This window comes from Fibrobacter intestinalis, assembly GCF_900167415.1.
GTDB lineage: Bacteria > Fibrobacterota > Fibrobacteria > Fibrobacterales > Fibrobacteraceae > Hallerella > Hallerella intestinalis.
The window spans coordinates 48,964-73,805 of the sequence record NZ_FUWU01000002.1 but is presented as its reverse complement, the minus strand read 5'-3'; the positions used below and the strand labels follow the sequence as shown (position 1 = coordinate 73,805).

General features: G+C 50.8%; 19 protein-coding genes and 2 pseudogenes. 16 read left to right on the top strand and 5 right to left on the bottom strand.

Going from position 1 to position 24,842, the window contains the following annotated elements; genetic code table 11:
- Nucleotides 1-122: 122 nt before the first annotated feature.
- The 6 genes from der (at nt 123) to B5D40_RS00940 (ending at nt 5,090) form a co-directional block, all read left to right on the top strand.
- A complete protein-coding gene (gene der, locus B5D40_RS00965; RefSeq protein WP_078775382.1) occupies nt 123-1,553 on the top strand; it encodes a ribosome biogenesis GTPase Der in 1,431 nt (476 codons plus the stop codon).
- Entirely contained in the window at nt 1,468-2,130 is a 663-nt protein-coding gene (gene plsY / locus B5D40_RS00960; RefSeq protein ID WP_078775381.1) for a glycerol-3-phosphate 1-O-acyltransferase PlsY, read from the top strand. The genes der and plsY overlap by 86 nt, the downstream gene beginning before the upstream one ends.
- 27 nt (nt 2,131-2,157) lie before the next feature.
- Nucleotides 2,158-3,165, top strand: a complete 1,008-nt coding sequence (locus B5D40_RS00955; RefSeq protein ID WP_073302896.1) for an NAD(P)H-dependent glycerol-3-phosphate dehydrogenase — start codon at nt 2,158-2,160, stop codon at nt 3,163-3,165.
- 53 nt (nt 3,166-3,218) lie between these two features.
- Complete coding sequence (locus tag B5D40_RS00950; protein WP_143159323.1) at nt 3,219-3,608, top strand: hypothetical protein; 390 nt, start codon at nt 3,219-3,221, stop codon at nt 3,606-3,608.
- Between the two features lie 285 nt (nt 3,609-3,893).
- Nucleotides 3,894-4,646, top strand: a complete 753-nt coding sequence (locus tag B5D40_RS00945) for a transporter (RefSeq protein ID WP_078775380.1) — start codon at nt 3,894-3,896, stop codon at nt 4,644-4,646.
- Nucleotides 4,647-4,721: 75 nt separating this feature from the next.
- On the top strand, nt 4,722-5,090 hold the full coding sequence (locus tag B5D40_RS00940; RefSeq protein WP_078775379.1) for a hypothetical protein: 369 nt from the start codon (nt 4,722-4,724) through the stop codon (nt 5,088-5,090).
- A 97-nt stretch (nt 5,091-5,187) separates the two neighbouring features.
- Here the strand turns inward: B5D40_RS00940 and B5D40_RS00935 are convergent.
- From B5D40_RS00935 to priA, 3 genes and pseudogenes are all read right to left on the bottom strand, one after another.
- Nucleotides 5,188-7,743, bottom strand: a pseudogene (locus B5D40_RS00935) (class I SAM-dependent DNA methyltransferase); the annotation flags it as partial.
- Nucleotides 7,717-8,274 (bottom strand): annotated as a pseudogene (locus tag B5D40_RS16630) (type IIL restriction-modification enzyme MmeI); the annotation flags it as partial. The pseudogenes B5D40_RS16630 and B5D40_RS00935, both read right to left, overlap by 27 nt.
- Before the next feature lie 265 nt (nt 8,275-8,539).
- Nucleotides 8,540-10,744: a replication restart helicase PriA gene (gene priA, locus B5D40_RS00930; protein WP_234978149.1), complete on the bottom strand. Its 2,205-nt coding sequence runs from the start codon at nt 10,742-10,744 to the stop codon at nt 8,540-8,542.
- A gap of 144 nt (nt 10,745-10,888) precedes the next feature.
- On the opposite strand from priA, the gene B5D40_RS00925 reads away from it, so the two are divergent.
- On the top strand, nt 10,889-13,774 hold the full coding sequence (locus B5D40_RS00925; protein ID WP_078775376.1) for a DUF349 domain-containing protein: 2,886 nt from the start codon (nt 10,889-10,891) through the stop codon (nt 13,772-13,774).
- 1 nt (nt 13,775) lies between these two features.
- Nucleotides 13,776-14,747, top strand: a complete 972-nt coding sequence (locus B5D40_RS00920) for an L-threonylcarbamoyladenylate synthase (protein WP_078775375.1) — start codon at nt 13,776-13,778, stop codon at nt 14,745-14,747.
- Here the strand turns inward: B5D40_RS00920 and B5D40_RS00915 are convergent.
- Together B5D40_RS00915 and B5D40_RS00910 are read right to left on the bottom strand one after the other, a co-directional pair.
- On the bottom strand, nt 14,707-15,429 hold the full coding sequence (locus B5D40_RS00915; RefSeq protein WP_233126400.1) for a M15 family metallopeptidase: 723 nt from the start codon (nt 15,427-15,429) through the stop codon (nt 14,707-14,709). The two genes, B5D40_RS00920 and B5D40_RS00915, sit on opposite strands and share 41 nt — an antisense overlap.
- Entirely contained in the window at nt 15,419-17,776 is a 2,358-nt protein-coding gene (locus tag B5D40_RS00910; RefSeq protein ID WP_078775374.1) for a peptidase associated/transthyretin-like domain-containing protein, read from the bottom strand. The genes B5D40_RS00915 and B5D40_RS00910 overlap by 11 nt, the downstream gene beginning before the upstream one ends.
- Nucleotides 17,777-17,816: 40 nt before the next feature.
- Between B5D40_RS00910 and B5D40_RS00905 the strand changes: the two genes are divergently transcribed.
- The 8 genes from B5D40_RS00905 to B5D40_RS00870 all read left to right on the top strand — a co-directional run bounded on the left by B5D40_RS00905 (nt 17,817) and on the right by B5D40_RS00870 (nt 24,834).
- Nucleotides 17,817-18,578, top strand: a complete 762-nt coding sequence (locus B5D40_RS00905; RefSeq protein ID WP_078775373.1) for a nitrilase-related carbon-nitrogen hydrolase — start codon at nt 17,817-17,819, stop codon at nt 18,576-18,578.
- A gap of 19 nt (nt 18,579-18,597) precedes the next feature.
- Entirely contained in the window at nt 18,598-18,969 is a 372-nt protein-coding gene (locus tag B5D40_RS00900; RefSeq protein ID WP_073302883.1) for a hypothetical protein, read from the top strand.
- 15 nt (nt 18,970-18,984) lie between these two features.
- On the top strand, nt 18,985-19,815 hold the full coding sequence (gene cysE / locus B5D40_RS16280) for a serine O-acetyltransferase (protein WP_078775372.1): 831 nt from the start codon (nt 18,985-18,987) through the stop codon (nt 19,813-19,815).
- Complete coding sequence (gene nth / locus B5D40_RS00890; RefSeq protein WP_078775371.1) at nt 19,812-20,441, top strand: endonuclease III; 630 nt, start codon at nt 19,812-19,814, stop codon at nt 20,439-20,441. Before cysE ends, nth begins: the two co-directional genes overlap by 4 nt.
- A 250-nt stretch (nt 20,442-20,691) precedes the next feature.
- Complete coding sequence (locus B5D40_RS00885; protein ID WP_078775370.1) at nt 20,692-21,342, top strand: hypothetical protein; 651 nt, start codon at nt 20,692-20,694, stop codon at nt 21,340-21,342.
- Nucleotides 21,339-22,868 (top strand): hypothetical protein, encoded by a 1,530-nt coding sequence (locus B5D40_RS00880; RefSeq protein WP_078775369.1) that lies wholly within the window; start codon nt 21,339-21,341, stop codon nt 22,866-22,868. Before B5D40_RS00885 ends, B5D40_RS00880 begins: the two co-directional genes overlap by 4 nt.
- Nucleotides 22,865-24,217, top strand: coding sequence for a hypothetical protein (locus tag B5D40_RS00875; protein WP_078775368.1), 1,353 nt, complete (start codon nt 22,865-22,867; stop codon nt 24,215-24,217). Before B5D40_RS00880 ends, B5D40_RS00875 begins: the two co-directional genes overlap by 4 nt.
- Nucleotides 24,214-24,834 carry a hypothetical protein gene (locus B5D40_RS00870; RefSeq protein WP_078775367.1) on the top strand — a complete coding sequence of 207 codons (621 nt, stop codon included), beginning with the start codon at nt 24,214-24,216 and terminating at the stop codon, nt 24,832-24,834. Before B5D40_RS00875 ends, B5D40_RS00870 begins: the two co-directional genes overlap by 4 nt.
- Nucleotides 24,835-24,842 lie beyond the last annotated feature (8 nt).

Here is a 24,842-nt window from a genome sequence, read left to right as displayed (position 1 = left end):
TCAGTGCCCTGTGGGTTGCTTCACGCTTACTCTGAACATCAACACCCAACGCCCCGCTAAACACTACTCCATTTTTCTTCGCCGTAACCATTTTTAAAAGCAGCCTTATCTATATTTGTAGCGTGAGTAAATTACCTGTAGTTTGTATTGTCGGACGCCCGAATGTGGGAAAGTCCTCTTTGTTTAACCGCATTCTCGGACGCCGGGCTGCAGTCGTTTCGGACAGGGAAGGTGTCACCCGCGATCGCCATTACCAGACAGCGACGTATCATGGGCGAGAATTTACCGTAGTCGATACGGGAGGATTTCTTCCCGACGAAACTATCGATGTCCTTGCCGCCAACGTGCGCGAGCAAATTTTCACCGCCATCCAGGAATCGGATTTGGTCCTTTTTATGGTCGATGTACGGGTGGGCATTACCAAACTCGACGACCAGTTCGCCAAAATGATTCGCCGTCTCGACAAGCAGGTCCTTCTGGTCGCGAACAAGAGCGAACGCCCCGAAGACCGCAGCGAATGCTGGGAACTTCTTTCTCTCGGCATGGGCCAGCCCCGCACCATCAGCGCCCTTACGGGATACGCCTGTCTTTCTCTGCTGGACGAAGTGATTTCCCTTCTTCCGAACAAAACCGCTTCGGACAAAGAAGAAAAGCGCCCAATCCGCTTTGCCATTCTGGGCAGACCGAACGCGGGCAAATCGACTCTTCTCAACCGGCTTCTCGGCGAAGAACGCGCCGTCGTTTCGGACATTCCGGGAACGACCCGCGACTCCATCGACTGTACCTTCACCGCCAACGGGGAAAAATTCGTCGTGACGGACACCGCCGGGCTGCGTAAAAAAGCCAAGGTCGAAGACGAAGTGGAAATTTTCAGCAATATGCGCTCGCAGGAAAGCATTCGCCGCTCCGACTTGTCCCTGCTGGTCATCGACTCCACGCTGGGCATCTCCGAACAGGATTTCCGGATTATCCAGGACATTCGCCAGGCGGGAAAAGGCCTGATTCTGATTTTGAACAAGTGGGACATCCTTCCCGACAAAACGGAAAAATCCTTCGACCGCATGGTCAAGGAAATGCGGGATCGGGAACCGCTTTTTGAATACATCCCGATTCTTTCCATCAGTGCGAAAGAAGGGCTGCGGGTTCACCGCATTCTGCAAGAAATCCGTTCCGTCTATGCCAACTGCCGCCGCGTCATCGGGCGCGACCGGGTCGCCGAAGTCTTTGCCGAAGCGATTGCCAAAAATCCGCACCCCGCTCACGCCGGACGCCTTGTCAAGCTGACCCGCGCCTGCCAAATCATGGTGGAGCCGCCGGTCATCGATATCGAAACCCGACGCCCCGACGCCGTAGATGAATCCTACAAGCGTTACCTTCTCAAGACGTTTTACGAAGCGTTCCGCTTGAACGGTGCACCGCTCCGCCTGAATTTCGACAGCAAACTCACTTTAAGAAAGGACGAAGACCTTGAACAGTTTACTCTCGCTTCCGATAGCGTATCTTTTGGGAGCCATCCCGACCGCCATCTGGGTCGCCAAAATCGTAAACGGTAAAGATTACGACATCCGCGATTTCGGATCCAAAAATTCGGGACTCACGAACACGTTCCGCGTATTGGGCGTCAAACCCGCGCTTCCCGTCGTCGTCGTGGATTTGCTGAAGGGATTCTTCGCCCCGACCATCGCCATCTGGATGAACGAAGCGTCAAAGGCAAACGGCGGTTCCGACTTTTTCTGGTTGCCTCTCGTCTGCGGGATTCTTGCGATTCTCGGGCACAGTTTCACCTGTTTTGCCGGATTTCGTGGGGGCAAGGGCGTGCTGACCGCTTTCGGCGTTTTTCTCGCCATCGCTCCTGTCACCGCTCTCCTTTCCTTTGCCGTCTGGCTCGTTCTGACCCTTTCCACCAAATATGTTTCAGTCGGAAGCATCGGGGCTTGCATCGCTCTCGCGGGGCTTTCCCTTTTCGGCTATCTGGAACCCGCCCTATACCCGCATGACAAGATTCACACTGGGATTTTGGCGGTTGCCTGGCTGGTCGCGGTTTTTGTTATTTTCAAACACAAAGCCAACATCCGGCGTCTGCTGAACGGAACGGAAAACGGCTTTGGCAAAAAAAGAAAAAAAGTTTAACTTTCTGCAAGAAAAAAGGTTGGTATTATGAACGTCACTATTATCGGCACCGGCGGATGGGGACTCACCCTCGGGCAAGTCCTTTTCGACAACGGTCATCAGGTTTCCTTTTGGACTTTTTCACAAAAAGAAGTCGATTTGCTTTCGACGGAACATCAATATAAAGACAAGCTTCCCGGTGTTATTTTCCCGGAATCGTTCACCTATACCACCGACATGAAAAAATCCCTTGCCGGAGCGGAAGTCGTCTTATTCGTCGTCCCGTCACAATTCATGGGAAACGTCGCCAAGGAATTCGCCAAGTGCAAACCCGAAGGCCAGATTCCCCTTGTCGTCTGCGCGACCAAAGGCATTCTGGAAGGCACCAACCAGCGTATGAGCGAAGTCCTTTTTGAAAACGTCCCCTGGCTCTCCAGCGAACACGTCGTGACCCTCAGCGGACCGACCCACGCCGAAGAAGTTTCCCGTCGGGTTTACACGACCATCGTCGCCGCGTGCCCCCACGAAGCTTCTGCCCAAAAAGTGCAGCAGCTCATGAGCAACAATTATCTTCGCGTCTATACCTCGACGGATCAGGTGGGAGTCGAACTTTGCGGCGCGATTAAGAATGTCATCGCTATCGCAAGCGGCGTGCTTTACGGCATCGGTGCGGGCGACAATACCCGAGCGGCGCTCATCACCCGCGGCCAAGCGGAAATCTGCCGATTGGGACGCGCTCTCGGAGCCAACCCTCGGACATTCGCCGGGCTTGCCGGCATGGGCGACCTGATTGTGACCTGCCTTTCCCAGCACAGCCGGAACCGCTACGTCGGGGAATGCATTGGCAAAGGCGAGACTCTGGAGCAGATTATGGGGCACATGACCATGATCGCCGAAGGCGTTCCGACTTGCAAAAGCGCAAAAGCCCTGGCAGACAGCGTTCACGTGGAACTGCCCATTGTCAATGCGGTTTACGAAGTGCTTTTCAACAATAAAAAGCCCGCCGACATTATCGAAATGCTGATGCTGCGGGATCTCAAGTCCGAAGAAGAATAGCCTCACCGGGAACCACGGAAGGAATGCCGCCACTCAAACGCTGACGAGGTAAAATGCCCTTTCTTCCATTTTATGCTCTTCAAAGGTTGCACGCAACGGTTTCTTTCCGCAAAGGAATCGGGCTGGTCCTTTTTCTTTTCTTGAGTTCCTGCGTCGTTCAAAGCGATTTGCCCACCGTCTATTCCGAACAGCGCTGCTTTTACACTCCAGAAGGCGTTTACCGCTGCAAGGTCTGCTACGGTTCCGAATGCCGCGGGCAATCGTCGGAAACCTTCTGCTACCTCGCCGCCGACTCGACCGTTTTTTGCGAAACCTACCGTCCGCATTACGCCCCGCAAGTCGAATGGCAATTTCACTACCATCATCATTATTTGCCGCCACCGCCCAGAAGGCACCGCGGAAGGCCGGACGACTATCCTCCCCCACCGCCGCCAAGACGCTGATTTTCACAGAGGTATCGTATGAGTTGGGAATGCCGCTTTTTAAGCGAAACGCACTGCAATCGCCGGAATCAGGAATGCGACCCCGGAGCACCTGGCTGCATCCTGGAAGGAAAATTCTTCTTCCCTTTTGACGCGTCCAAGAACAAATCCTCCCCAAACAAAAAGGCGAAAGTTCCCCCCAAAAAATCGCCTTAACCTTTCCTTGTGATTGCGCTTACACGACGCTTTACAAAATTTTTACTTCATTCTATTTTTGGGGCACACATAATAAAATAGGAGACAAAGATGTTCAAGAAAATAGCTCTCGCTGTTGCGCTCGTTGCCGCATCGAGCTTTGCGACTTGGGATTATTACAAAATTCCGGAAGCCGGTAAAGGAACCGTAAAGGGTCAGTTCAAATACGACACCGACGATCCTTGGTCCGGATGGGGTATCAACGTCAGCGGTCGCTATGTTGTCATTCCGAACTTGGAATTATCCTTGCAGTCCTTTGGATTCGCCTCTCAAGATGATCCGGACGGCAGCGGCCTTACCGACTTTACCTTTGGCGCGCGTTACGCCGTTCTTCCAGAAATGGTCAACATCTTCTTGGATTTGAACATCCCGTTTGGCGACGAAGGCGAAGGCGGCTACATCGGTTCGGACGAATGGGCCATCTACTTCGGTGGACAGTTCTACAAGGAACTTATTCCGCAGCTCCTCTTGGGAGTGGAAGCCGGTCTGGACTGGGGTTTTGAACACAACGATTTTGAACGTGGACTCGTTTTTAATACAGGCGCAGAAATCGGCTACACGATTAAGGAAATCGGGCTGACCCCCTTTGCCGGAATCGAGTTCAAATACAAGCTGACTGACGACGAATGGAACGGCGCAGGCGCTTGGGAAGACAATGCCGGCGACAATCAGTTCAACCTCTGGATTGGTGCGGCATACGCCATTAACGAAGCAATGGCTGTCGATGGCAAAATCAAGATGCGCTCCGGCGATATCGACGGCGACGCGACCCATTTCGATGTAAACTTCAGCTACAACTTCTAAATTTTGTTATAAAGCAATCCGGGACCGCCGAAAAGCGGTCCTTTTTTATTGCGTAGAGAAACGTAGTTGGGAGTTATGAATTGGGAGTTTGGAGAAACGGTTGCCAGCTCGTTTTTTGTTCGGGACGGCATTCGGCAAAACGCCGAAGACCGTTTTTTGCCCGGGACAGCATTCGGCAAAACGCCGAAGACCGTTTTTTGCCCGGGACAGCATTCGGCAAAACGCCGAAGACCGTTTTTTGCCCGGGACAGCATTCGGCAAAACGCCGAAGACCGTTTTTTGCCCGGGACAGCATTCGGCAAAACGCCGAAGACCGTTTTTTGCCCGGGACGGCGAATGGCAAAATGCCAAAACGGGCTTTGGGAACATTCCAAAGCGCATGAGTTTGTGATTAGCGGCATAGCGGCGAGTGCCCTTCGATTAGTTCGGCAATCGGTCGCTTAGCTTGTCGAAGCGTGATCATAACACACGGATTTGCTCAGAACTAACGTTCTTCGCTCTTTGTGGTGAGTGCCGTTAGGCGCGAACAAATCCGTTTGTCTTATTTCCTTGCCAGCTCCTCGTACATCTTGAAGAGTTCCGCGACGATTTCGCTCTCGGTCATTGCGGGGTCGAAACCGTAGGCGGCCATCACGGCGCGGTCGTTGGCTTCGTGGGCGCGGCGCAGCTCGGGCGGCATGGTGGTCTCGTCGTAGAGGTCGGCGAGGGAACAGTCGGGGTAGAGCGCGCGGGCATCGAGGATTCCTTGGGCAGTACGGGCGATTTTTGCGCGCTGTTCCGCGCCGTCATTGCGAGCCGTAGGCGCGGCAATCTTCGGCGCATTTGCAAAAGATTGCTTCGTCGCTCCGCTCCTCGCAATGACGGACGGTTTTCTGTTTTTCGTTTCTTGGACGGTCTCCTGACCGTCCGTATTTATGCCTTTCCATTTTTGGACGGTCGGGAGACCGTCCTTCCCAGTGACTTCTCTCCCTGCGTCCTTTCCCGGCCACGGGAAGTTGTTGTACACGATGTCCTTGGAGTAGCGGTATCGCATTTCAAGCCGTCCGCAGACTGCGCGCATCCATGCCATGTGCACGCTGGAAGTGAGAATGCCGAAATGGTAGAGGGTGGCGTTGGGGATGATGAACACAAGATCACTGCTCAATATTTCTGGTTCAATATATCCGATAGGAATATAGTGACGCCTTTCGGACGAAACTTTCGGTATGACGATATAGTTTGAACACGGCATATTTTCTGTTGAAAAATGTGTAGGTATTTCAGCAAGTTTTTTGGTTGCCGCTCTTTTGCTAGATGATCGAAATTCCTTTACAGCCTGCACTCGCTTTAAACATTCGGGCATTTTGCGCAGTTCCGCCGGGGAGCATTCGCCAAGCCATAAACAGTAACGGAAATAGCGGTTGATGAATTCGTCCGAGCCAATCCACTTGCGGAAATATTTTTCGGACGCGGGTTCCTTTTTGATGAAGGCGTTCATCTCTTCTTCGGTAAAAAGATAATTTCCTCCATCTATAGGAAGATTTCCAATTCCGATTTCCGGCACATCGCATATAGATTTGCTTCGGCTTTCAATAAAAATGTTCGGCGCATCAAGCAGGTAGCCGTTGATGTTGTCGGCGAACTCTACTTTTTCGCCGTCGAAGATGCGTTTAGGAGAAGCGGCGTCCCCGCCGCTTGATGATGTTTTGAGATTAAGCGGCGAGGACGCCGCTTCCCCCAGAGCCGCTTCTCCCATGCTAAATCCCACTATCACGCAATGCACGTGCGCTTTCTGCGTGGACTCGCTGTCCCAGCGGAACGTGCGGTAGGCAAAATCAATTTTTATGCCGCTCTCCATAAGCGGCTTCCAGAGGATTGCCGGTTGTTCACCCTGCGTAATGGAGTTTGTTGAAACAAGCGCGGCTTTTGTGTTTGTGTCTTTGATTAAATCAGCAGCCTTTTTGTACCAGCATGAAACATAATCAAGGTTTCCCACGTTCTTTATGTTTCCCCAGATGCCGTTCACGTCCTTTTTCTGTTCATCGCTCATCAGCCGCGCGCCCACGAACGGCGGGTTTCCCATGATATAATCGTAGTGGTGTTCGCTGCCGTCCACGTGGGTGGTGATGCCTTTGAACAAGTCGTCTTCGGGCAGGGCGCTCTTGGGGCTTTCGGGGAGGAGCGTCGCCCAGTCTATGCGCAGCGCGTTTCCTTCCACGATGAAGGCGTTGGTGGTCAGCGGCAAAAACTGGATGTTCCGGCTCAAGATCCTTTCCGTCTCGGCGACCATCTGGCTTTCGGCTATCCACAGCGCGGTTTTCGCCACCGTCACGGCGAAGTCGTTGATTTCGATGCCGTAGAACTGGCCGACATGCACCTTGATGAAGCCGTCCAGCCCGAGCACCGCTTCGCCCTCGTTGATTTCGGAAATGATTTTGTTCTCCAGCCGACGCAGGCTCAGGAAGGCTTCGGTCAGAAAGTTGCCCGAACCGCAAGCCGGGTCGAGGAACGTGAGGCTGCCCAATTTTTCTTGAAAAGCGAGCAGGCTTTGTCGCCGTGTTTTGACGGCTTTTATTTTGAGAATGTCGGCGTATTCGGCTTCGAGCGCGTCCATGAAAAGCGGGTCGATGGCCTTATGGATGTTTTCGACGCTGGTGTAGTGCATGCCGCCGCTGCGCCGCGTCTCCGGGTTGAGCGTGCTTTCAAAGACGGCGCCGAAAATCGTCGGGGAAATTTTCGCCCAGTCGAAGGGCGCGCAATCCTTCACCAGCACGTCCACGATCTCCTGCGTAAAATTCGGGATTTCAATCCGTTCGTCCTTGAACAGCCCGCCGTTCACGTAGGGGAACGGCTTGATGGTCTCGTCGTATTTGTCGCGGTCCTCTTCCCGGGTGTCCAGCGCCTTGAAGAGGTCGATGAGCCCCTTGCGGACGTTGGGAAGGTTGAAGGAGCGCAGGTAGTCTTCGAAGGCGGTGCGGGTGGCGAAAAGTCCGGCGTCTTCGGCGTAAAGGCAGAACACGAGACGCACGCAGAGGATGTTCAGGCTTTTGTAGCTGTGTTCGTCCGGGGATTTGTATTCCTTGACAAGCGCGTCGTAGAGCTTCCCGACGAGTTCGCCCGCCTTTAATGAAATTTCCATTTCCTTGTTCAGCAGGGTTTCTTTTTCGTTCACCAAAAATAGGAGCCGATAAAACTCCTTTTCCAGGTTTTCCAGCAGAATCCGCTGCGGTTCGGCGTTCGGCTGTTCCATGTCGTAAACGAGGAACTCCGAAAAGTTGCAGGTGATTATCCATTTCGGGTGCATGCTGACGGGCAAGCCGCTGATGTATTTTTTCGCCTGCTGGTAGGGCGTGAGGAACTGTCCGTCGGATTGCTTGATGGGTTCGCGCAGATTTTTGTTCGAACCTTTTTGCTCGATCATCACTTTTGTCGAGGGGATGTAGGCGTCGATGAAATTCGTCGTGCTTTTGCTTCCGATTTTCTCTTTGACCTGTTCTTCGAAAAAGATGGACTCCGCAAAGTTTTCTATGCCGAAAACATTTTGCAGCAAGTCTATCCAGAATTTTTGGGATTCGCCCTTTTCGTAGCCGTGTCCGCTCCAACGTTCAACAAATTGCTTTGCCGCTTTTCTCTGCTGTATCTGGTTCATTTGCAATTCCTCTCGGGATGAATTTATAAAAATGATTCTTTCTTGGACGGTCGGGAGACCGTCCTTTTTCATGTCCTCCTCTTTTTGGACGGTCGGGGGACCGTCCTTCCCAGTGGTTTCACACTTCTTACTCTTCACTTCCAACTCCCAACTTCCAACTCCCAACTGCTCCCTGAGCCTGTCGAAGGGCACCAACCATGGTTCGACAAGCTCACCAACCAAGAAAATCGGGTGGAGTTTTGTCCTTAAAATTTTTGTGCGGGAATTAAATCGGGTCGATGTTTATGCGCACTTCCAAATCCTGGGGAAGTGGAGAAAGAGCCTCTCGAATTTCCGCGACGCGTTCCGCTTTGATGAGCAAGTGCATCCAGAATGTTTTTCCATCCCAAGGAATGTAGGCGTCCACAGGGCCCAAGACTTCAATCCGGGAATTTTGCGAGAGCATTTCAGCAAAGCGCTCCGCCTTTTCGTGCAAGAGCGTTTCGTTCCTGTGCCCAAGGCGAACTTCAGCGAGTTTTTTGTACGGCGGATAATGCGCATCAAAACGAGAAGCGAGTTCCTTTTCCGCAAAGCCGAGATAATCGTGCGTCGTCGCCAACTGGATAATCGGATCGTCCGGGTTGTTCGTCTGGAGGATGACCGTCCCGTTTCCTTTGGCACGACCCGCGCGACCCGAAGTCTGGCTTAAAAGTTCAAAAAGGCGTTCCCCGGAACGGAAATTCGGCACGCCGGCGCCCGCTTCGGCGCCCACGATGCCAACCAGTTGGACATCGGGAAAATCGTGGCCCTTGGCCACGATTTGCGTGCCCAGCAGCACCGAGAATTTTCTTTCCCGAAAATCGTTCAGAATCCGTTCCGCCGCCCCGACATTCGCCGTCGTGTCCCTGTCCATTCGTATGGTTCTTGCTTGCGGAATCCACTCGGCGATTTCTTCTTCCAGTTTTTCGATCGCCCCGCCCAAAAGTTCAAAATGCTTTGAACCGCAATCCGGACAGGGAACGGAGAGCGAAAAAATCCGCCCGCAATAATGGCACAAAAGCCCGTTATGCTGCTTGTGATAAATCAAGGGCACTTTGCAAACCGGGCAGCAAAACGTATTGCCGCATTCCGAGCAAACCCGCGATTTGGAATAGCCTCTACGATTCATTAGGATAATCGCCTGGTCGCCGTTTTCGACGGTTTTTGTCAAGGCTTCCCGCAATTCCGAAGAAAGCAAAAGCGAAGAATCCTGCTTTCTCCATTTCTTTTTCATATCGACGATAGAAACTTTGGGCAGTTCCACTTCCGTCGCCCGATGCGAAAGAACAAGGTAATGCAATTTTCGGGATTTTGCCGCCCAAAAAGTTTCTACCGACGGCGTTGCGCTTCCCAAAAGTACCAGCCCGCCCCACTTTGCCGCTTCATGAAAAGCGAGTGTCCGGGCGTGATAATGAGGGGCTGAATCTTCCTGCTTGTAAGAGGAATCGTGCTCTTCGTCGAGAATGACTAAATCGTATTCAAAAGGCGAAAGGATGGCGCTGCGTGTTCCTATCACGATCGTCGCCCTACCCGACAAAATGGAGAGCCAGGACTTCCGTTTTATCGGCGCGGACAATGCGGAGTGTATCAATGGCACTTCAAAACCGAGGCTCTTGGAAAACCTTTCAGCGATTTGCGGAGCAAGACCGATTTCCGGCACAAGCACGAGAATTTTTTTCCCGAGAGTCAAAGCCCGCTTGGCAAGTTCCATATAAACCCGAGTTTTACCGCTTCCCGTAACGCCATGCAGCAACGCCCCACGAAATCCCGTACCATCGAGCATTTTTGCAAGAGCTTCCAACGCCGACTGCTGTTCCAGCGTCAAAGGCGGTTCCGATTCCCTTTCTCCCGACGAAGCTTCTCCTCTTTCATTTTCCTCTTCGCTCTTCTTTTCGTTTTCCGCCTGCAACAGGGCATCCAGATAATTGCCGAAATCCTTGGGCAAAAAAACATTCAGCGATTGCATGGGCGTCGCCATATAATACCGGGAAACCCAATCGAGCTTTTCCATATAGCGTTCACCAAAAGCGTAACCCGACTCATGCGGAAAAGCCTGTTTGATTTTGGGAAAAGCGGGCTTCTCTGCCGTCACTTGGGAAACCACCGCGAGCGAGGGCTTCCGTTTTCCCAGCTGGATCCACACAACGCTCCCCCGCCGAACCTGCACGGAAGTCGGAACGGCATAGGTAAAAATCATCGGGGACTGCGGGACGTAAACTTCACAATAAGCAGAAAAATCGCCGCTGGGATATTCCTTAAAAATGGATTCCGGAGGATTTGTTTTGTGAATGCGCTTCGCCATCCTTTTAAAAATAGTTTTTGCGGTCACCTCTAAAAATCCATTTCCTCGCCATGACGTGATGCGGACGATCTTCCCGCTTTCCTCTCCGAAGTATTCAACTATCCACGGAGCCGGTTTCCAGCCTTCGACAGACTCAGGGACAGGTACCACTGCACCAAAGCCATTTTTAGAAGCAGCATCGACGTTTCAGCGGTATTTTTTCCATTTTCATTTGCATTTATCTTCGGCTTTTATTTAGATTAGAGCTAGCTAAACCGCGTAAAAAAAAACACATATCGCTTTTGGAGAACTTCTATGGGATTTTTCAATTTCTTTAAGCCTGAATGGCAACACTCAAATGCGGACGTCCGTAAAAACGCCGTAATCCGTTTGAAAGCAAACGCCGACCAAGGTGCCATTGAAAACGTTGCGCAAAACGATCAAAGCAACGAAATCCGCGGCATCGCCATTCGCAAATTGAACAGTATAGAAGTCCTGCAAAAAATCGCCAGTGCCGAAACGGACGAATCGAACAAGCGAGACGCCAAGAACCGCCTTCTCGAAAGAATCGCCGACCATCTTAAAAATTTCCGCGAAGCCGCAACCCCATTTGAACTGGGACTCGTTTCTGAAATCGCCAATACGCGCTTTGCCGACGACCTGCTGAAATCCATGCCCAATTCGGAACTGCGACTGGCGATGGTTCGGGAATCGACACGCCAGAGCGCCCTGGAATTTGTCGCGCTCAAGGACGCCAAAGAAAACGTCGCGATGGCCGCACTGGAAGGCGTGGTTCGCAGCAATATGCTCCAGAACATTTTTCAAAATTCCAGACACACCACGGTGCGCCAAAAAGCGGGAGAACTTCTCCGCAGCAAACAGAATTCTGAAAAAGATTCCGAAAAAAACGACACGGTTCTCCTTTTCCAAAAACGGGACGCCATCATCCAGCAGGCGCAGCGGCTTGCCGACGCCAAAGATTTCATGACGAACAAGCCCGCTTTTGACAAACTTCTTGAAACCGCAAAAGAACTGGGAATGGGACCTGCCGAAGCCGATTTGAACCGCGTCATCGAAAGCTACCACAAGCGCCGGGACGAAGAACAAGCCCGAATCGACAAGGCAAAGGCGGAATCCGAAGCCAAAAGCGAGAAGCAAAAGCAGCTCGAGAACACCATTTCCGAAATGGACAGGCTGATTGAAGAAAACGTCCAGGCCAATAAGGAAAAAATCGAAGCGCTCATCGCCAAATTCCAGGAATTGAACGAAAATGCCGAAAACGCCATTGCCGGGCTTTTCAAAATGTCCGTGGCGCGTTTCAAACAATTCACCGATCAAGAAGCCGAAAAAGCGGAAATATCGACAAACCGCGAAGAAATTCTCGCCCAGCTCAAACTTCTGGCTGAAGCGGACGACACATCCAAATCCGCGGAGCACAAAATAAAAGCCCTGATTCGCTCTTGGGAAGAACAGCCGGCGGCAGAAGGCGACGATCCGAATTTGCAAGCCTACAACGCCCTCCGCAGCAAACTTGCCGAAAAATTCCAAGCACAGCGGGAAGCCGACGAAAAAATTTTCAAGGAAAATTCGGAAAAGCTCCAAGCCATCATCGAAGAAATTCAGCAAATCGACGAGAACGGCAACTTCAAAGAAATTTCCCAGAAACTTCGCGACACCTATAAACGCTGGAAAGAAATCGTCGGCGAAAATAAATTCCGTTATAAAGAAAGCTGGCAAAAATATCAGGAAGCCACTTCCCGCTTCAAAGAAATGCAGGAATGGGAAGCTTGGCACAATGAACACGACCGAGAATCCATTTTAGACAGCATCGTCGCTCTCGCCAAAGAAGAACCCAGCAAAGAGATGCTTTTAAAACTTCGCCACTTCACCAACCTGTGGAGAAGCGTCGGCCCGGTTTCTTCTGCCAGACTAACCGAATTCCGCGAAAAGTTCCGCACCCTTTTTGAAGAAATCATGGCCAAGTGCGAACCCATCTTGAAAGAGCAGGAAGAAGAGCGTCAAAAGAATCTCACCGAGAAGGAAGAAATTTGTGCGCAGGTCGAAGCCCTCGCTTCCGAAGACGACGCCAATAATTGGCGCGACAAATACAAAGTCATGCAGGAATTGCAGGAAAAGTGGAAAGCCATCGGCTTGGTCCCCAAAGACAACGTCCAGCCGATTTGGGACCGTTTCCGCGCAGCGGAAAACGCCTTCTTTGCCAAGCACAAGGAATTTGTCAAACAGGAAGACGTTCTCCGTGAAGACAATTTCCAAAAGAAATCCGCCCTTTGCGAACGGGCCGAAGCCCTTTCGGAATCTTCCGACTGGAATGCCGTGTCCAAAGAATTCCGAGACCTGCAAGAAGCCTGGAAAAAAATCGGTCCGGTTCCCCGCTCCAAGTCCGAAGAAATCTGGAACCGTTTCCGTTCGGCCTGCGACCAGTTCTTTAACCGCAAGCGTTCCCACTTTGAAGAAATGGATGCCGTCAAAATCAAAAATCTGGAAGCCAAAGAAGCCCTCTGTGCAAAGCTGGAATCGCTAGACGGCAATCCCGAAAATCCAGAAACGGCAAAAGCCTTTGCCGATGCTGCCGAAGAATGGAAAGCCATCGGCATGGTTCCTAAAGACAAGGTGGAAGAAGTCCGAAACCGTTACGGGGAAATTCTGAACCGGTATGCGGCAAAGCGCGCCGAAATCGATCCGGAATTCAAAAAGGCAGTCGAAGAAGCCAAACAGAAAAAAGAATCCATGGTGACAACCATTTCTGAACTTCTCGACTCGGCCGGTTCAAATCAGAGTGCGGAAGTCGTCAAAAATCTACAGAACGAATGGAGCACTTTGCCTCGTTGCGGAGTCGAAGAACAAGAACTGTACGCCCGATTCCGCAGCGTTTGCGACGACTTTTTCAACCGCCGCCGCGACCAGCTGGATATTCAGGAACAAGCGCGCGAAAACAACCTGCAAAATAAAATCCGCCTTTGCGAAGAAGCAGAACGCCTTGTAGAAAATTTGAACGACGAAAACCGCCGGGATGCGCAAAACGAAGTCAAACAACTGCGCAAACATTGGCGGGAAATCGGAGCGGTACCGCGCAAAGATTCCGACAAAATCTGGAAGCGATTCAATAGCGCCTGCGACACCATTTTCGGAAACAGCCAAAACGAGAAGCCACAGGAAGAACCTCAAAATTCCGAAGGCTAAAATGTATCCTCCTTGGACAACTCCCGAAGCCGCCGCTCGCATTTTGCAAAACGGCGGCATTGTGGCAATCCCGACGGAAACCGTTTACGGACTTGCGGGAAACGCTTACGATGCAAAAGCCCTTGCCAAAATTTTTGAAGCCAAAAAGCGTCCGCATTTTGATCCGCTGATTGTGCATATCGCCGCGCTGGAAGAACTTTCCAACGTGGCGTCCGAAATCCCCGAGATGGCAAAAAAACTGGCAGAAGCCTATTGGCCGGGACCCTTGACCCTCGTGCTGCCCAAAACGGAGCGGATTCCGGATCTGGCGACCAGCGGACTTCCCACTGTTGCCGTACGCTTTCCCAGCCACCCCATTGCCCAGCAAATCATCCGGCTGGCAAAAGTCCCGCTCGCAGCTCCCAGCGCCAATTTATTTCAGCACGTCAGTCCCACTTCGGCAGAACACGTGGCGGAACAACTCGGCGAACTCATTGACGGCATTGTTGATGGCGGACCATGCGGAGTCGGAGTCGAAAGCACCATTGTCGCCTTTACGGAAAAAACTCCCGTCATCCTACGACCCGGCGGAATTACTCCCGAAATGATTCAGAAAGTCACCGGCAGCGTTTCGATTCGAGAATCCAAATCCAATCCGAAAGGCCCGATGCTCGCCCCCGGAATGATCGACCGCCATTACCGTCCGCAAGTTCCCCTCTTTTACGGAGAGCTTCCTCAGAATGCCAAACTTCCAAGCGGCACCGTACGCATTGCGTTCGGGCATCAAACGTCGGCAATCCCCCCGACTTTAAATCTTTCGGAATCCGGAGATGTAAAAGAAGCCGCCGCGAATCTTTATGCGTTTATGCGTCTGCTGGACAAAGCGGAAAACCGCTTGATTCTGGTGGATCCCATTCCAAACGAAGGCGTGGGAATCGCCTGCAACGACAGGCTTAAAAGGGCGGCAATTCGCCAGTTGCCCGAATCGTTTTAGAGGGGATGGCATTGAAATGCCACCACTCGGAAGGCAGCGGGATGAATCCCGCTTTTTTCATTATCCGGCGTAAAATTTTGCGGTTTTCCACCTGCGCCGCCGTCAAAGTTCCCTTTTGGAGTGCCGCAGCCTCCCCTCGTTCTCCCGCCCGATCTTCAAAGGAATCAAAATCCGTTCCCATATCCAAAAGGGTTCCGCTCGAATCGGCAAGGGTCAAATCCAACGCCAGACCAAAATTATGGACGCTTCCCCGCACCGGATTGGAAACATAGTCGGAGAATGGCGTTCCCGCAACAACTTTTCGAAGCTGCGCCTGCGCATAAACCGGACGTGCGGCATCGAAAATGACAAACCGCAATTCGGGATGTTCTTTTTGCAACAGGCCAATGGCCTTGCGAAGTTTTTCTGCAGCCATCGACTTTAAATACGCCCGTTCCGCCCCGCAATACAAATCATGCCCGGAGATATTGTGAAATGTCGCATAGCGCAAATCCAAACGAACCGGAAATGCGGACAAGTCCACATAGGAGGAGTCCCCTTTCACATAGTTTTCCCATTTCGCATATTCCCCACAAAAGCGGAGCGGTTTTTCCGGGCGGCGCGGTTCAAACACTTTTTCTTTTGCCGAAGAAACGGCAAACAAAGAAAGCAGCAAGAGCCAGAGCGAACGGCTAAATGGCAAAGTTCGCCTCGACTCCGAATTGCAAATAAAGCCCCATTCCTTTCGCCATAAAGGGAATCACATCGTAGCCGTTTGAAGTTCTGCCATCCTTATCCCGTGTGACCTGCGAACGCTCCCGGTAATTGTCGGAACCCAGAAATTTAAACGAGCCCGAATCCAACGCCGAAAACACATTGTCCGCTTCCACATAAAAACGGACTTTTCGGAAAAAGAAAATGTGTCCGGGCAAATCCAGATTGACCCGAACGTCCGTCCGGAACAAATCCGCAAATTCATTGTAGTCGTGGATTTCCCGAGTGCCTAGGGTCTGGGTCGCGGAATTTGAAGGCTTTACCTTATAATAATACAGCGGACGATGCCAGCCGACATGATGAGTGAGAATGACCGAAATCAAAGAATCCTTGCGTGGATAGTAGCGAACCGAAGTCGCCATGTCTAAACGGGAATTCGCTTCCCAAGGAAGGGATCGTCCGTCGTCCAAAGCGTATTCACCGTAAACCGTCGTCGCATTCAGCCCCAGCGCAAAATGGTGCAATGTGCGCGCTTCCAACTTGGCGGCAGCTCCCAGCACCCAAGCGTAGTCCGCTTCGGAAAGTTCCCGGTAGTGCGCATACGCCAAAGGCACCGGCAACTCCGGATTCAAGTAGTAACGACCAAATCCATGAGCGCTTAGGCTAATGCGTTTTTGCGAAAAGCCCACCCCCAATTTTGCCGAAGAACCGGTTACAATGCCGCTTTCAAGTTCTCCGTCGTTCCATTTTTCACGCCAGTCTCCACGCCAAGCGGCATTTCCAAAAATCCGGAATCCTTCTCCCGCAGCGATTCCCGGCGTTCCCGCAGAGAGATTTCTGTCGAAATCCAAAGAAACCATCGGAGAGCCGTTACCGTCAAAATCGGCGACCGCGCCAAAAGCAAAAATCGTTTTTTGGGCATTGGTCGTCCACGTCATCCGGCTGGTTCCCGAAAGGACATTCGCCTGGACTTCCGTTTTCTGCGTCTTGGAAAAATCGGGCCATTTCCGCGTCACAATGTGGTGCTCGTAAAGCAACGCCCCAGAAAGTTTCGCCCCCCAAAGGCTGCCGGGAAAAGGCTTGTCCGCGCCCAAAGTGAAAGTCGTCTTGTCCTGTTCATAACCGTCGATAAACGCAGCGTTTTCCGCCAGAGCATCTTTCCGAAATCCGGTCGTATCCCGGAGTGTGTCGGACGCCTCTTCCCGCACGACACCCGCATGGAAGCTGGTGCCAAAACGCGACTGGTATTCCAGTCCCAGAACGCCGTAAGTGCGCTGTCCACGGACAATATCCACGCTGTTTGAAGTTTCCAAAGCCGTCGTCGTATCTTGCCGAACCACATATTCGTCGCGGCTGTAAATGCTATTCACCATCCAGCGATTTTCCAGCGAATCGTGCCCGGCCAGCTGGGCAAACAGATCGAAAGAAGTCAAGTCGAAAGAATCCGAACCTTCTGTGGAGCATTCATCGCAGTTTGAATCCCGCTTCCGAAATTCCGTGAAAAACTTTTCGCCCATGTTCTTGAGCATTTCCCCGTCCAGCCAGCGGAAACTGAAACGGAACGAATCCCAAAAAAGGAACGGCCCGCCCACGGTGATTTCGCGCATGGTCGTCCCCGCCGAAACGCCAAAGACAAAATCTTCGCCTGAAAGGGTCTCCGGAATATAATCGACGGAAGTGGCAAGGCCTTGCCCCACAGGTCCTTCTCCGTAATTATCGTAAACGGCAATGGAACTGAGCAGATGCGGGTTGATGACCGAAAGATTCCCCGGAAAACCGATATCCAGATGGCGCATATTGGGAATACGCAAACGCCCCAGGTGATAGCCGACTTCATCCGCCCGGGAGCCGTCGTAAAAGAAATCGCTCGAAAAATCCTTTTGCCCGGAAATACCCTCGACAGAGCCCAGAAGTTCCGCAATGTCAAAACGCATTCCCGAAACATCTTCGAGCTGCTCCACCGAAATATGCGAAGGCTCCTGCCACTCCGCCTTGGTGCCGCCGCCAATAACCGTGCTTTCCCCCAAATTCCGCACATTGGTGTGCATCACGACAACAATATCCAGCAAATCGGCAAAATCGTCCAGCGAAACGTGCAACGTGTCAAAGCCGTCCTTGGCAAAAATCAGCTTGGCATGACGAGAATCCGCCGTCAATTCAAAGCGTCCTCTCCCATCGGTTTCCCCCAAAGAACGCCCCGATTCATACAAAATAGAGACCGAGGACAAGGGATGATCCGTTTCAGATTCCAAAACCGTTCCAATTATCTGCGTCGGGGCAGCAAAAACCCCAGCGGACAGGAGCAAAACAAAAAAGGGTAAAATTCGTTTCAGCATAGCGTATTGCCCAAAATATAAAATTTCTACCTTAAGAAAAATGGCAACCGCATACCTCATCCAAATGCAACCCGACAGAAACGGCAAACAGCGAACTTTTGAACACGCCCGTTCCCTGATTTCAAAAGAAGCTCCCCGACCGGGAAGCCTTCTCGTCTTTCCGGAAATGTTCGCCACGGGCTTTTTGACTCGTCCCTCCCAAGAACTAGCGGAAAACGTCTCGCCCGAATTTCCGACTTTTCGCTTTTTACAGGACTTGGCAAAAGAAACACAATGTACCGTGTTAGGCGGGGGAATCGAGAATTTTTCGCAAAGCGATTTCCGTTTTCGAAATTGGACTGCCGCCTTTGCAGCCACGGGAGAAAATCCGCTCGCCATTTACCGTAAGCACCATCCTTTTGCTGACGAAGCCACTCTTTTTGCGCCGGGAACAGAAAGCGATTCCTTTTTTTGGGAAGGATTTTGCGCATTCCCCTTTATCTGCTTTGACCTGCGATTTCCAGAAGATTTTCGGAAAGCCCGCAAAGCGGGCGCCTCTCTTTTCATTGTCCAAGCGGAATGGCCGCAGAGCCGCGACACGCATTTCAAAACGCTGTTACGGGCAAGAGCTATTGAAAACCAATGCTTTGTTCTCGCTTGCGCTAGAGCCGGGAGCGCATTCGCGAGCAGCTGCGCTTTTGATCCGAACGGCAACGAACTTCTCGTCGCCAACCACGAAGAAAAAATTTTTTCCGTGGAACTCTCGGCAAACGACGTCCTCTGCGCTCGCCAAGCATTTCCGCTGCCCCTTCCCGAAATTTAAAACCACCACCCGATATTTTATGGAACTGATTTTACAAATTCCGCCACAGGCTGCGACAAACAATATCCCTCGCCAGATGACCCTCGTTCGAATGGGCTACCCCGACGTCGCCATCGCCGAAGCCCGCGACAGCATTCTCCCGGCAGAAATCCATTTCTCGGAACGAGACGCTTTTCCTTGGGGAGATTTTTTACAGAAGCTCGCCATTCTTTGGCAGCTTTCCCGCAATGATTCCATTCCCAAAGAATTTCAACTGAAAAAGCCCTTGCCGCCAAAAATCGTCGAGCTGATTCCGCAGATTCCATCGAACAAAGCTTTGGAAGTCTTGAAAAAATTGGGAAGCAACGGATTCTTTTCGGCTTTTTCTAAATTTAATCCGCCCGCATTTTAAGGCAGGAGACGATCGATGCCCAAAGAAACTTCTAAAGAAATTTCCAAAGAAATCTTTTCCGCCCTGGTAAAAGAAGCGCTTGCGCTTTCCTCCTCGGAACCGCTGCTCAAATCCGTTCTCGACGAGCAGATCGTTTTTCGCAGCTCATTTTCGGAAATCCTCGCCGTCGGTCTTTCGCGTAAACTCGCCAGCTCTTTCCTCAGCCGCTCCCAACTGGAAATTCTCTTTATTCGCGCCTACCAGGAAAATCCTTCCCTCGCCGAAGATTCCGCAGCCGATTTGCAAGCCACTCTCAATCGAGATCCCGCTTGCAAGTCCATGCTGGAGCCACTCCTTTTTTTCAAAGGATACCAAGCGTTGCAAGCCTATCGCATTGCACACGTCTTTTGGAAAAACAACCGCTTCTTTTTGGCGGAAATGTTGCAAAGCCTGATTAGCCAGAAATTCGCCGTCGATATTCATCCGGCAGCAAAAATCGGACGGGGCATTCTTTTGGACCACGCCACCAATCTGGTTATCGGTGAAACCGCCCGCATCGGAAACGACGTCTCCATTTTACACGGCGTCACTCTGGGCGGAACCGGAAAGGACTCCGGAAACAGGCACCCGAAAGTGAGCGATGGCGTGATGATTGGAGCCCATGCGCAGCTTCTTGGCAATATCCATATCGGTAAAGGCGCAAAAATCGGAGCCGGTGCCGTCGTCCTCAACGATGTGCCTCCCCATGTAACCGTTGCCGGAGTTCCCGCCATTAAAATAGGACATCCGGATTGCGCACTGCCCAGCCTCGAAATGAAGCAGGACTTTACCCGCGATTTTTCCAGCAAACAAACCGCCGCCAAATGACTCGAAAGGAACGCGCCAAATTCATCGGAAACATCTTGGATGAGCTCTATCCCGAGCCTGCCATCCCCTTGAACTTTTCCAACACATTTACTTTTCTGATCGCTGTTCTTTTGAGCGCGCAATGCACCGATAAAAAAGTCAATGCGATTTCGCCGACCTTGTTCGCTCTGGCAGACACCCCTCAAAAAATGGCGCAAATCCCGACAGAAAAAATCGAAGAAATCATCCGCCCTTGCGGACTTGCTCCTGCAAAAAGCAAACACATCAAAGCGTTGTCACAAATGCTTCTGGAGCGTTTTGACGGCGAAGTCCCCCGCACTTTTGAAGATTTAGAAAGCCTTCCCGGAGTCGGCCATAAAACGGCCAGCGTCATCATGAGCCAAGCATTCGGCGTTCCCGCCTTTCCCGTAGATACCCACATCCATCGACTCGCCAACCGCTGGAAACTTTCTGACGGTTCATCCGTCCAAAAAACAGAAGCCGATTTGAAAAAACTTTTTCCCAAAGATGAATGGAACCGGCGGCATCTGCAAATGATTTATTTCGGCAGATCCTATTGCCCCGCCCGGGGGCACATTCCTGAAAAATGCCCGATTTGCAGCCGAATCGAATACCGCAAAGACTAGTGGTTAGGAATCATTTTCAGTTATCAGTTCTTAGTTCTTAATTCTCAGTTCCAACTCCCAACTCTCAACTCTTAACTGGTCCCTGCCCTTCGATAAACTCAGGAACCGCCTGTCGAAGCACACCAACCAAGTAAATCGGGTGGAGTTTTGTATATAAGTTCCCAACTTTTCACTAGCCCCAAGCCGCTTGCCTACTACGATTTTTGAAAATACATTTTTAGAAACCGCTTTGATTATTTATTTTAGGAATATGTTTCTGGATCGGCTCATATTTCTTTTTCTGTTCTGCGGGATTCTATTTGCGTGTTTAGAAGTCCCGGACTCGCCGGTCTTATCGATGGAATCGCCCACCCTTTCCGCTTGCCTCATTCAAAACAGTTCCCCTTGCAAAACCACATTACAGGCTTCGCCGAACGATTCCTTCTCCGTCATAGCCAAAATCTCCCCCGCCTACTTGGAAGACAGTCTGCACTTTTCTTGGAAAGCGAACGGGAAAATCCTCGCCAGCAACGCTCAATTCAAAACGGATACGAGCCGCGTTCCCGACACCCTTGTCGCTCAGGATTCTTACGGGAACTCGCTTTCATTTCCCCTTTCCTTTGTTTTTGACACCGCTCCCCAAATCAGCACGAAGACAATTCCCGCAAACGGCGACACTCTCCGCGGAAACGTGACAACTGCTTTTCTTTTTGCCTATTCCGCAACCGATCCCGACCAAAACGATTCTCTCTTTTTCACTCTTGAATTGGACTCCGCCCGTTTTTCTGTCGGCACGCTGACCCGAATATACCAATCCGGATTTTCTGCGGGCAGCCATACTTTCCGCGTCTTTGTTCAAGATGGCTACGGCCTTCGGGATTCCTCGGAAACCATCCGCTTTTTTGTCGTGGAGGAAGAATGAAATTCATCGTTTTTTTTCTTGCGGCCCTCTTCCTTGCCGCCTGCTCCGAAGACAGCGTTTATTTTGAACCGACCGATGCCGAAACGGTTTCTGTCCAAGCCTACTTGACGCATCTCGGGGATTCTTCCAAAAACCGGCTGAAAACGGACACCCTGCTTCCCTCCGACAGCGTTATCTTTTTGGCCATTATCGAGCCTTCCCGTTCCATTCGCATCCATCAATTTTACTGGCAAATCGATTCCGGAGAAATCCGGTCTGAATTTTCCTACCGCACAAACATTCCAGAGCCCGGAAAACATATCGCCCGTTTCCTGCTCTTGGATCGATTCTCCGACACGCTGACCGACAGCGTCATCTTTTGGACAGCTCCTGAGCCCGTTCTGCACGCCACAAGAATCGTCCCGCAAAACAACAGCCAAAATCTTCCTTTTGATTCCGCCATTTCCTTTGCCTGGAATTTCACCAACGAAAATTCTTTAGCGACAACCTATTATTCTTTTCGTTTAGAATGCGGAAATCAATTGTTCGCCGACACTCTTTTGAAGTCCGCCCAATTCATTTGGCAAAAAAAATTGCCGCCGCTGGAGCGTTGTGTTTGGCAAGTTTCCGCTCGTGACGATTTTGGCATGGATGCAAACGATACGATTCGAGCGGCCTTTTGGACAGCCGACTCCGTCAACTCCCAAACCGGAAGCGCATTCTTTTCTCTGATCCTCCCTTTACCCGAAATCGGCGACTCCATTTCCTTTACTCTTTGGGATTCCACGCATTCGGAAATTTCAAATTTCACCGTTCAAAAAAACCAGAACCAATTCAGCCTACAAAATCTCGAGCCCGGTCCCTATCGCATTTTTTTCAAAAATCAAACCTATGCCGATTACACGAGCGACACCATTCCCTTTTCTATTCAAGCCCAAAAAATCACCCAGATAGACAACATTTCCATTCGGGATACCGTCTCGCCCATTCTGCTCTGCGAAAAATGTATGAACGATTCATTGCCTTTTGCAGACACTCTCCTATTCTTCTTTGTAGAATCGGGTTTTCACATTCCTTCTGAAAATATCGATGTTGTTATCGACGGAACGCCTTACGAAACGTGGGAATTGAAAAACGACACGCTTCGTCTTTTTACCGCAGAACTTTCGCCTTCCTTTATCTGGCACCCTCTCACGATTTCCGCCAAAGATCGCGCCGGCAATTTTTCCCAGAACGACCTTTATATTTCTCCAGATAGATCCTGCGTTCAAAGCCTTGGCGATACGCTGATAGAAAAAGATTCTTCCATCGTCATTCCTATTGCCAATCGCTGTCCCCACCTTCAACCCAAACGTTTTTTCTGGGACATTGACGAAGACGGTTCTTGGGACGGGGAAGCTTCTGCCGAATCCGATTTTGCACAGAAAAAATTCTCTGGGACTTTATTCAAAAAGCCCGCCAATAGAATCCGAGTCGTCATTCTCTACGAAAGCGGTGCCCGTTTTGAAAATGCATTCACCCTTTATGTCAATGGAATTTCCGGATGAAAAAAATTTGCGGATTCTTGATTTTACTCTGCTGCTGGAGCTGTGAAAACGCGCCCCGCGTCGATGAAGACAACATTCCAAAACTCATTTCGTCCATCTGTTTTGTTCCTTCTTCCTATTACGGCAGCTCCTATCAGGATTTTGCGAACCTCCGAGAAATAGAAACACTCCAAGGCACTTCCGGGCGTTTCATCGCCGAGATTCAAATCAACGGTTCCCGCGTACCCAACGACTACACTTCGGACTATGTCAAAAATTTCATCTGGCGAATCGAAGACAAATCCTATATCACATCGTCTCTTTCTTATGCATTTCCCGACACGGGCGTCTTTCCTGTGATTCTCCAAACAATTGATTATTTTGACGATACCCTTTCCGATACGCTGACTTTGTATGTAACCACTCCGATTTCGGTTTCTCCGATATCCCCGGTCAACGGGTTTAACCAATTCAACGCTCTGGATTCCAGCGGAATGATTTTTGAAGTAAAAACCGACGGCGTTGCCTCTTGGCAAAATGTACAATGTTCCCTCTATTTGTCCATGGAAAAAAATGCGCTTTGGGATTTTCCTTACGACAGCATTCCCTGCAACGGAACTTACCAAATCAAAGGCCCATTTTTTGTAGGCGATTCCAATTACCTCGCAGACACGTCCTTCGCTTTTTTCTGGGGAGTCGTCGCTAAAGTTCCCGATTCGGATTACACTTTCGATGCCGACACTTCTGAAATCCAGACCTTTTACACCGCTCTTGTCGGAACCGAATTTTCTCACATTCTTGTTCCCGTTCGTTACCGCTCTTTGTCCCCGGGACAATCTCCCGCAGGCAAAGCCATTTTGCAAAAAGAAAACGGCGACACGATTGCGATTCACACATTTTCTCAAAATCCCTCCACGATTCAATTTTCAGATATTTCCATTGAAGGGAATTTGCAAATTACGGTTTTCGATTCCCTGCTTTGGGAATACTCTCCCGTTCAAAAATCTTTTGCGATTTCCCCATCTACATACAACATTCTGGATACGCTGACTCTGCTCGATACCATTCCGCCCATCTGCGCTCCCATCCTCAGACGCATTGCCAAATCGGATTCCCTCGTCTTTTCCCTTTTTGACGCTGGCTCCGGAGTTTCTTCTAAATCCATTCTGGTTCAGCTTTCCGGCGACACCCTCAGCCGCACCATCCGAAAGGATGTCCTTCAAATTTTCCCCACGTGTGACAACGAGTGCGACCTTTTCATTTCTCTTCGCGATTATGCGGGCAATCTTTCCGTGCCGATTCTCTGGAAAATCGAATCCCTTGGCGACTCCCTGTTCCTTTCGGGTCCCTTCAATCCGGAGGAATTGTGAAAGTCCTTTTGATTTCTTTCATTCTTTTATGCGTGCCGATTTTTGGAGAAGCCCCTCAAAAATCCTTGCGCATTTCCACATGGCCCGCAGGTGCCGAAGTCTATACCGGCAAACGCCCCGATTCATTTGTATCCAAAGCACAAGCCGTTACTCCGGATTCGCTGAACCTTTCCGCCGAAGATTCCATTGTGCAAGTCACCTTTTTTAAGCCAGGCTATGCAGACACCACCATTGACATTCATCTCCGCTATCCCGGTAAAAATTTTGTCTGGATAGAGCTTCAAGAAGAATCGGATTTAGACAAGCTGGAATGGCAGAACGCCATCATCGCCAAAAGGGAAAACAGGCGCATTGGAAAAGTCCTTTTCTATTCGGGATTTGTTCCGCTCGCCCTGTCGGGAGCTTTTGCCGGAATTGCCGAAATGAAATTTCGAGAGGCGGAAGACGCGAGGGACAAAATGGAAAAAAGCATTATCCATGAAAGCGAAAATTTCAAAAATTTCCAGCGGGATTTTCATAACGAGAAACAAAGCGGAAAGCATTTTCGGACAGCTTCTTTTGTTTCTCTAGGCATCAGCGCAGTCCTTTTTGCGGCAGCAGCCGTGTTTTATTTTTAGGAGCAGAC

Bases quoted from the DNA above. Each gene is read 5' to 3' on its own strand.
- B5D40_RS00955 (WP_073302896.1), top strand. From the start codon at position 2,158: ATGAACGTCACTATTATCGGCACCGGCGGATGGGGACTCACCCTCGGG.
- B5D40_RS00950 (WP_143159323.1), top strand. From the start codon at position 3,219: ATGCCCTTTCTTCCATTTTATGCTCTTCAAAGGTTGCACGCAACGGTT.
- B5D40_RS00945 (WP_078775380.1), top strand. From the start codon at position 3,894: ATGTTCAAGAAAATAGCTCTCGCTGTTGCGCTCGTTGCCGCATCGAGC.
- B5D40_RS00940 (WP_078775379.1), top strand. From the start codon at position 4,722: ATGAATTGGGAGTTTGGAGAAACGGTTGCCAGCTCGTTTTTTGTTCGG.
- B5D40_RS00925 (WP_078775376.1), top strand. From the start codon at position 10,889: ATGGGATTTTTCAATTTCTTTAAGCCTGAATGGCAACACTCAAATGCG.
- B5D40_RS00920 (WP_078775375.1), top strand. From the start codon at position 13,776: ATGTATCCTCCTTGGACAACTCCCGAAGCCGCCGCTCGCATTTTGCAA.
- B5D40_RS00910 (WP_078775374.1), bottom strand. From the start codon at position 17,776: ATGCTGAAACGAATTTTACCCTTTTTTGTTTTGCTCCTGTCCGCTGGG.
- B5D40_RS00905 (WP_078775373.1), top strand. From the start codon at position 17,817: ATGGCAACCGCATACCTCATCCAAATGCAACCCGACAGAAACGGCAAA.
- B5D40_RS00900 (WP_073302883.1), top strand. From the start codon at position 18,598: ATGGAACTGATTTTACAAATTCCGCCACAGGCTGCGACAAACAATATC.
- cysE (WP_078775372.1), top strand. From the start codon at position 18,985: ATGCCCAAAGAAACTTCTAAAGAAATTTCCAAAGAAATCTTTTCCGCC.
- nth (WP_078775371.1), top strand. From the start codon at position 19,812: ATGACTCGAAAGGAACGCGCCAAATTCATCGGAAACATCTTGGATGAG.
- B5D40_RS00885 (WP_078775370.1), top strand. From the start codon at position 20,692: ATGTTTCTGGATCGGCTCATATTTCTTTTTCTGTTCTGCGGGATTCTA.
- B5D40_RS00880 (WP_078775369.1), top strand. From the start codon at position 21,339: ATGAAATTCATCGTTTTTTTTCTTGCGGCCCTCTTCCTTGCCGCCTGC.
- B5D40_RS00875 (WP_078775368.1), top strand. From the start codon at position 22,865: ATGAAAAAAATTTGCGGATTCTTGATTTTACTCTGCTGCTGGAGCTGT.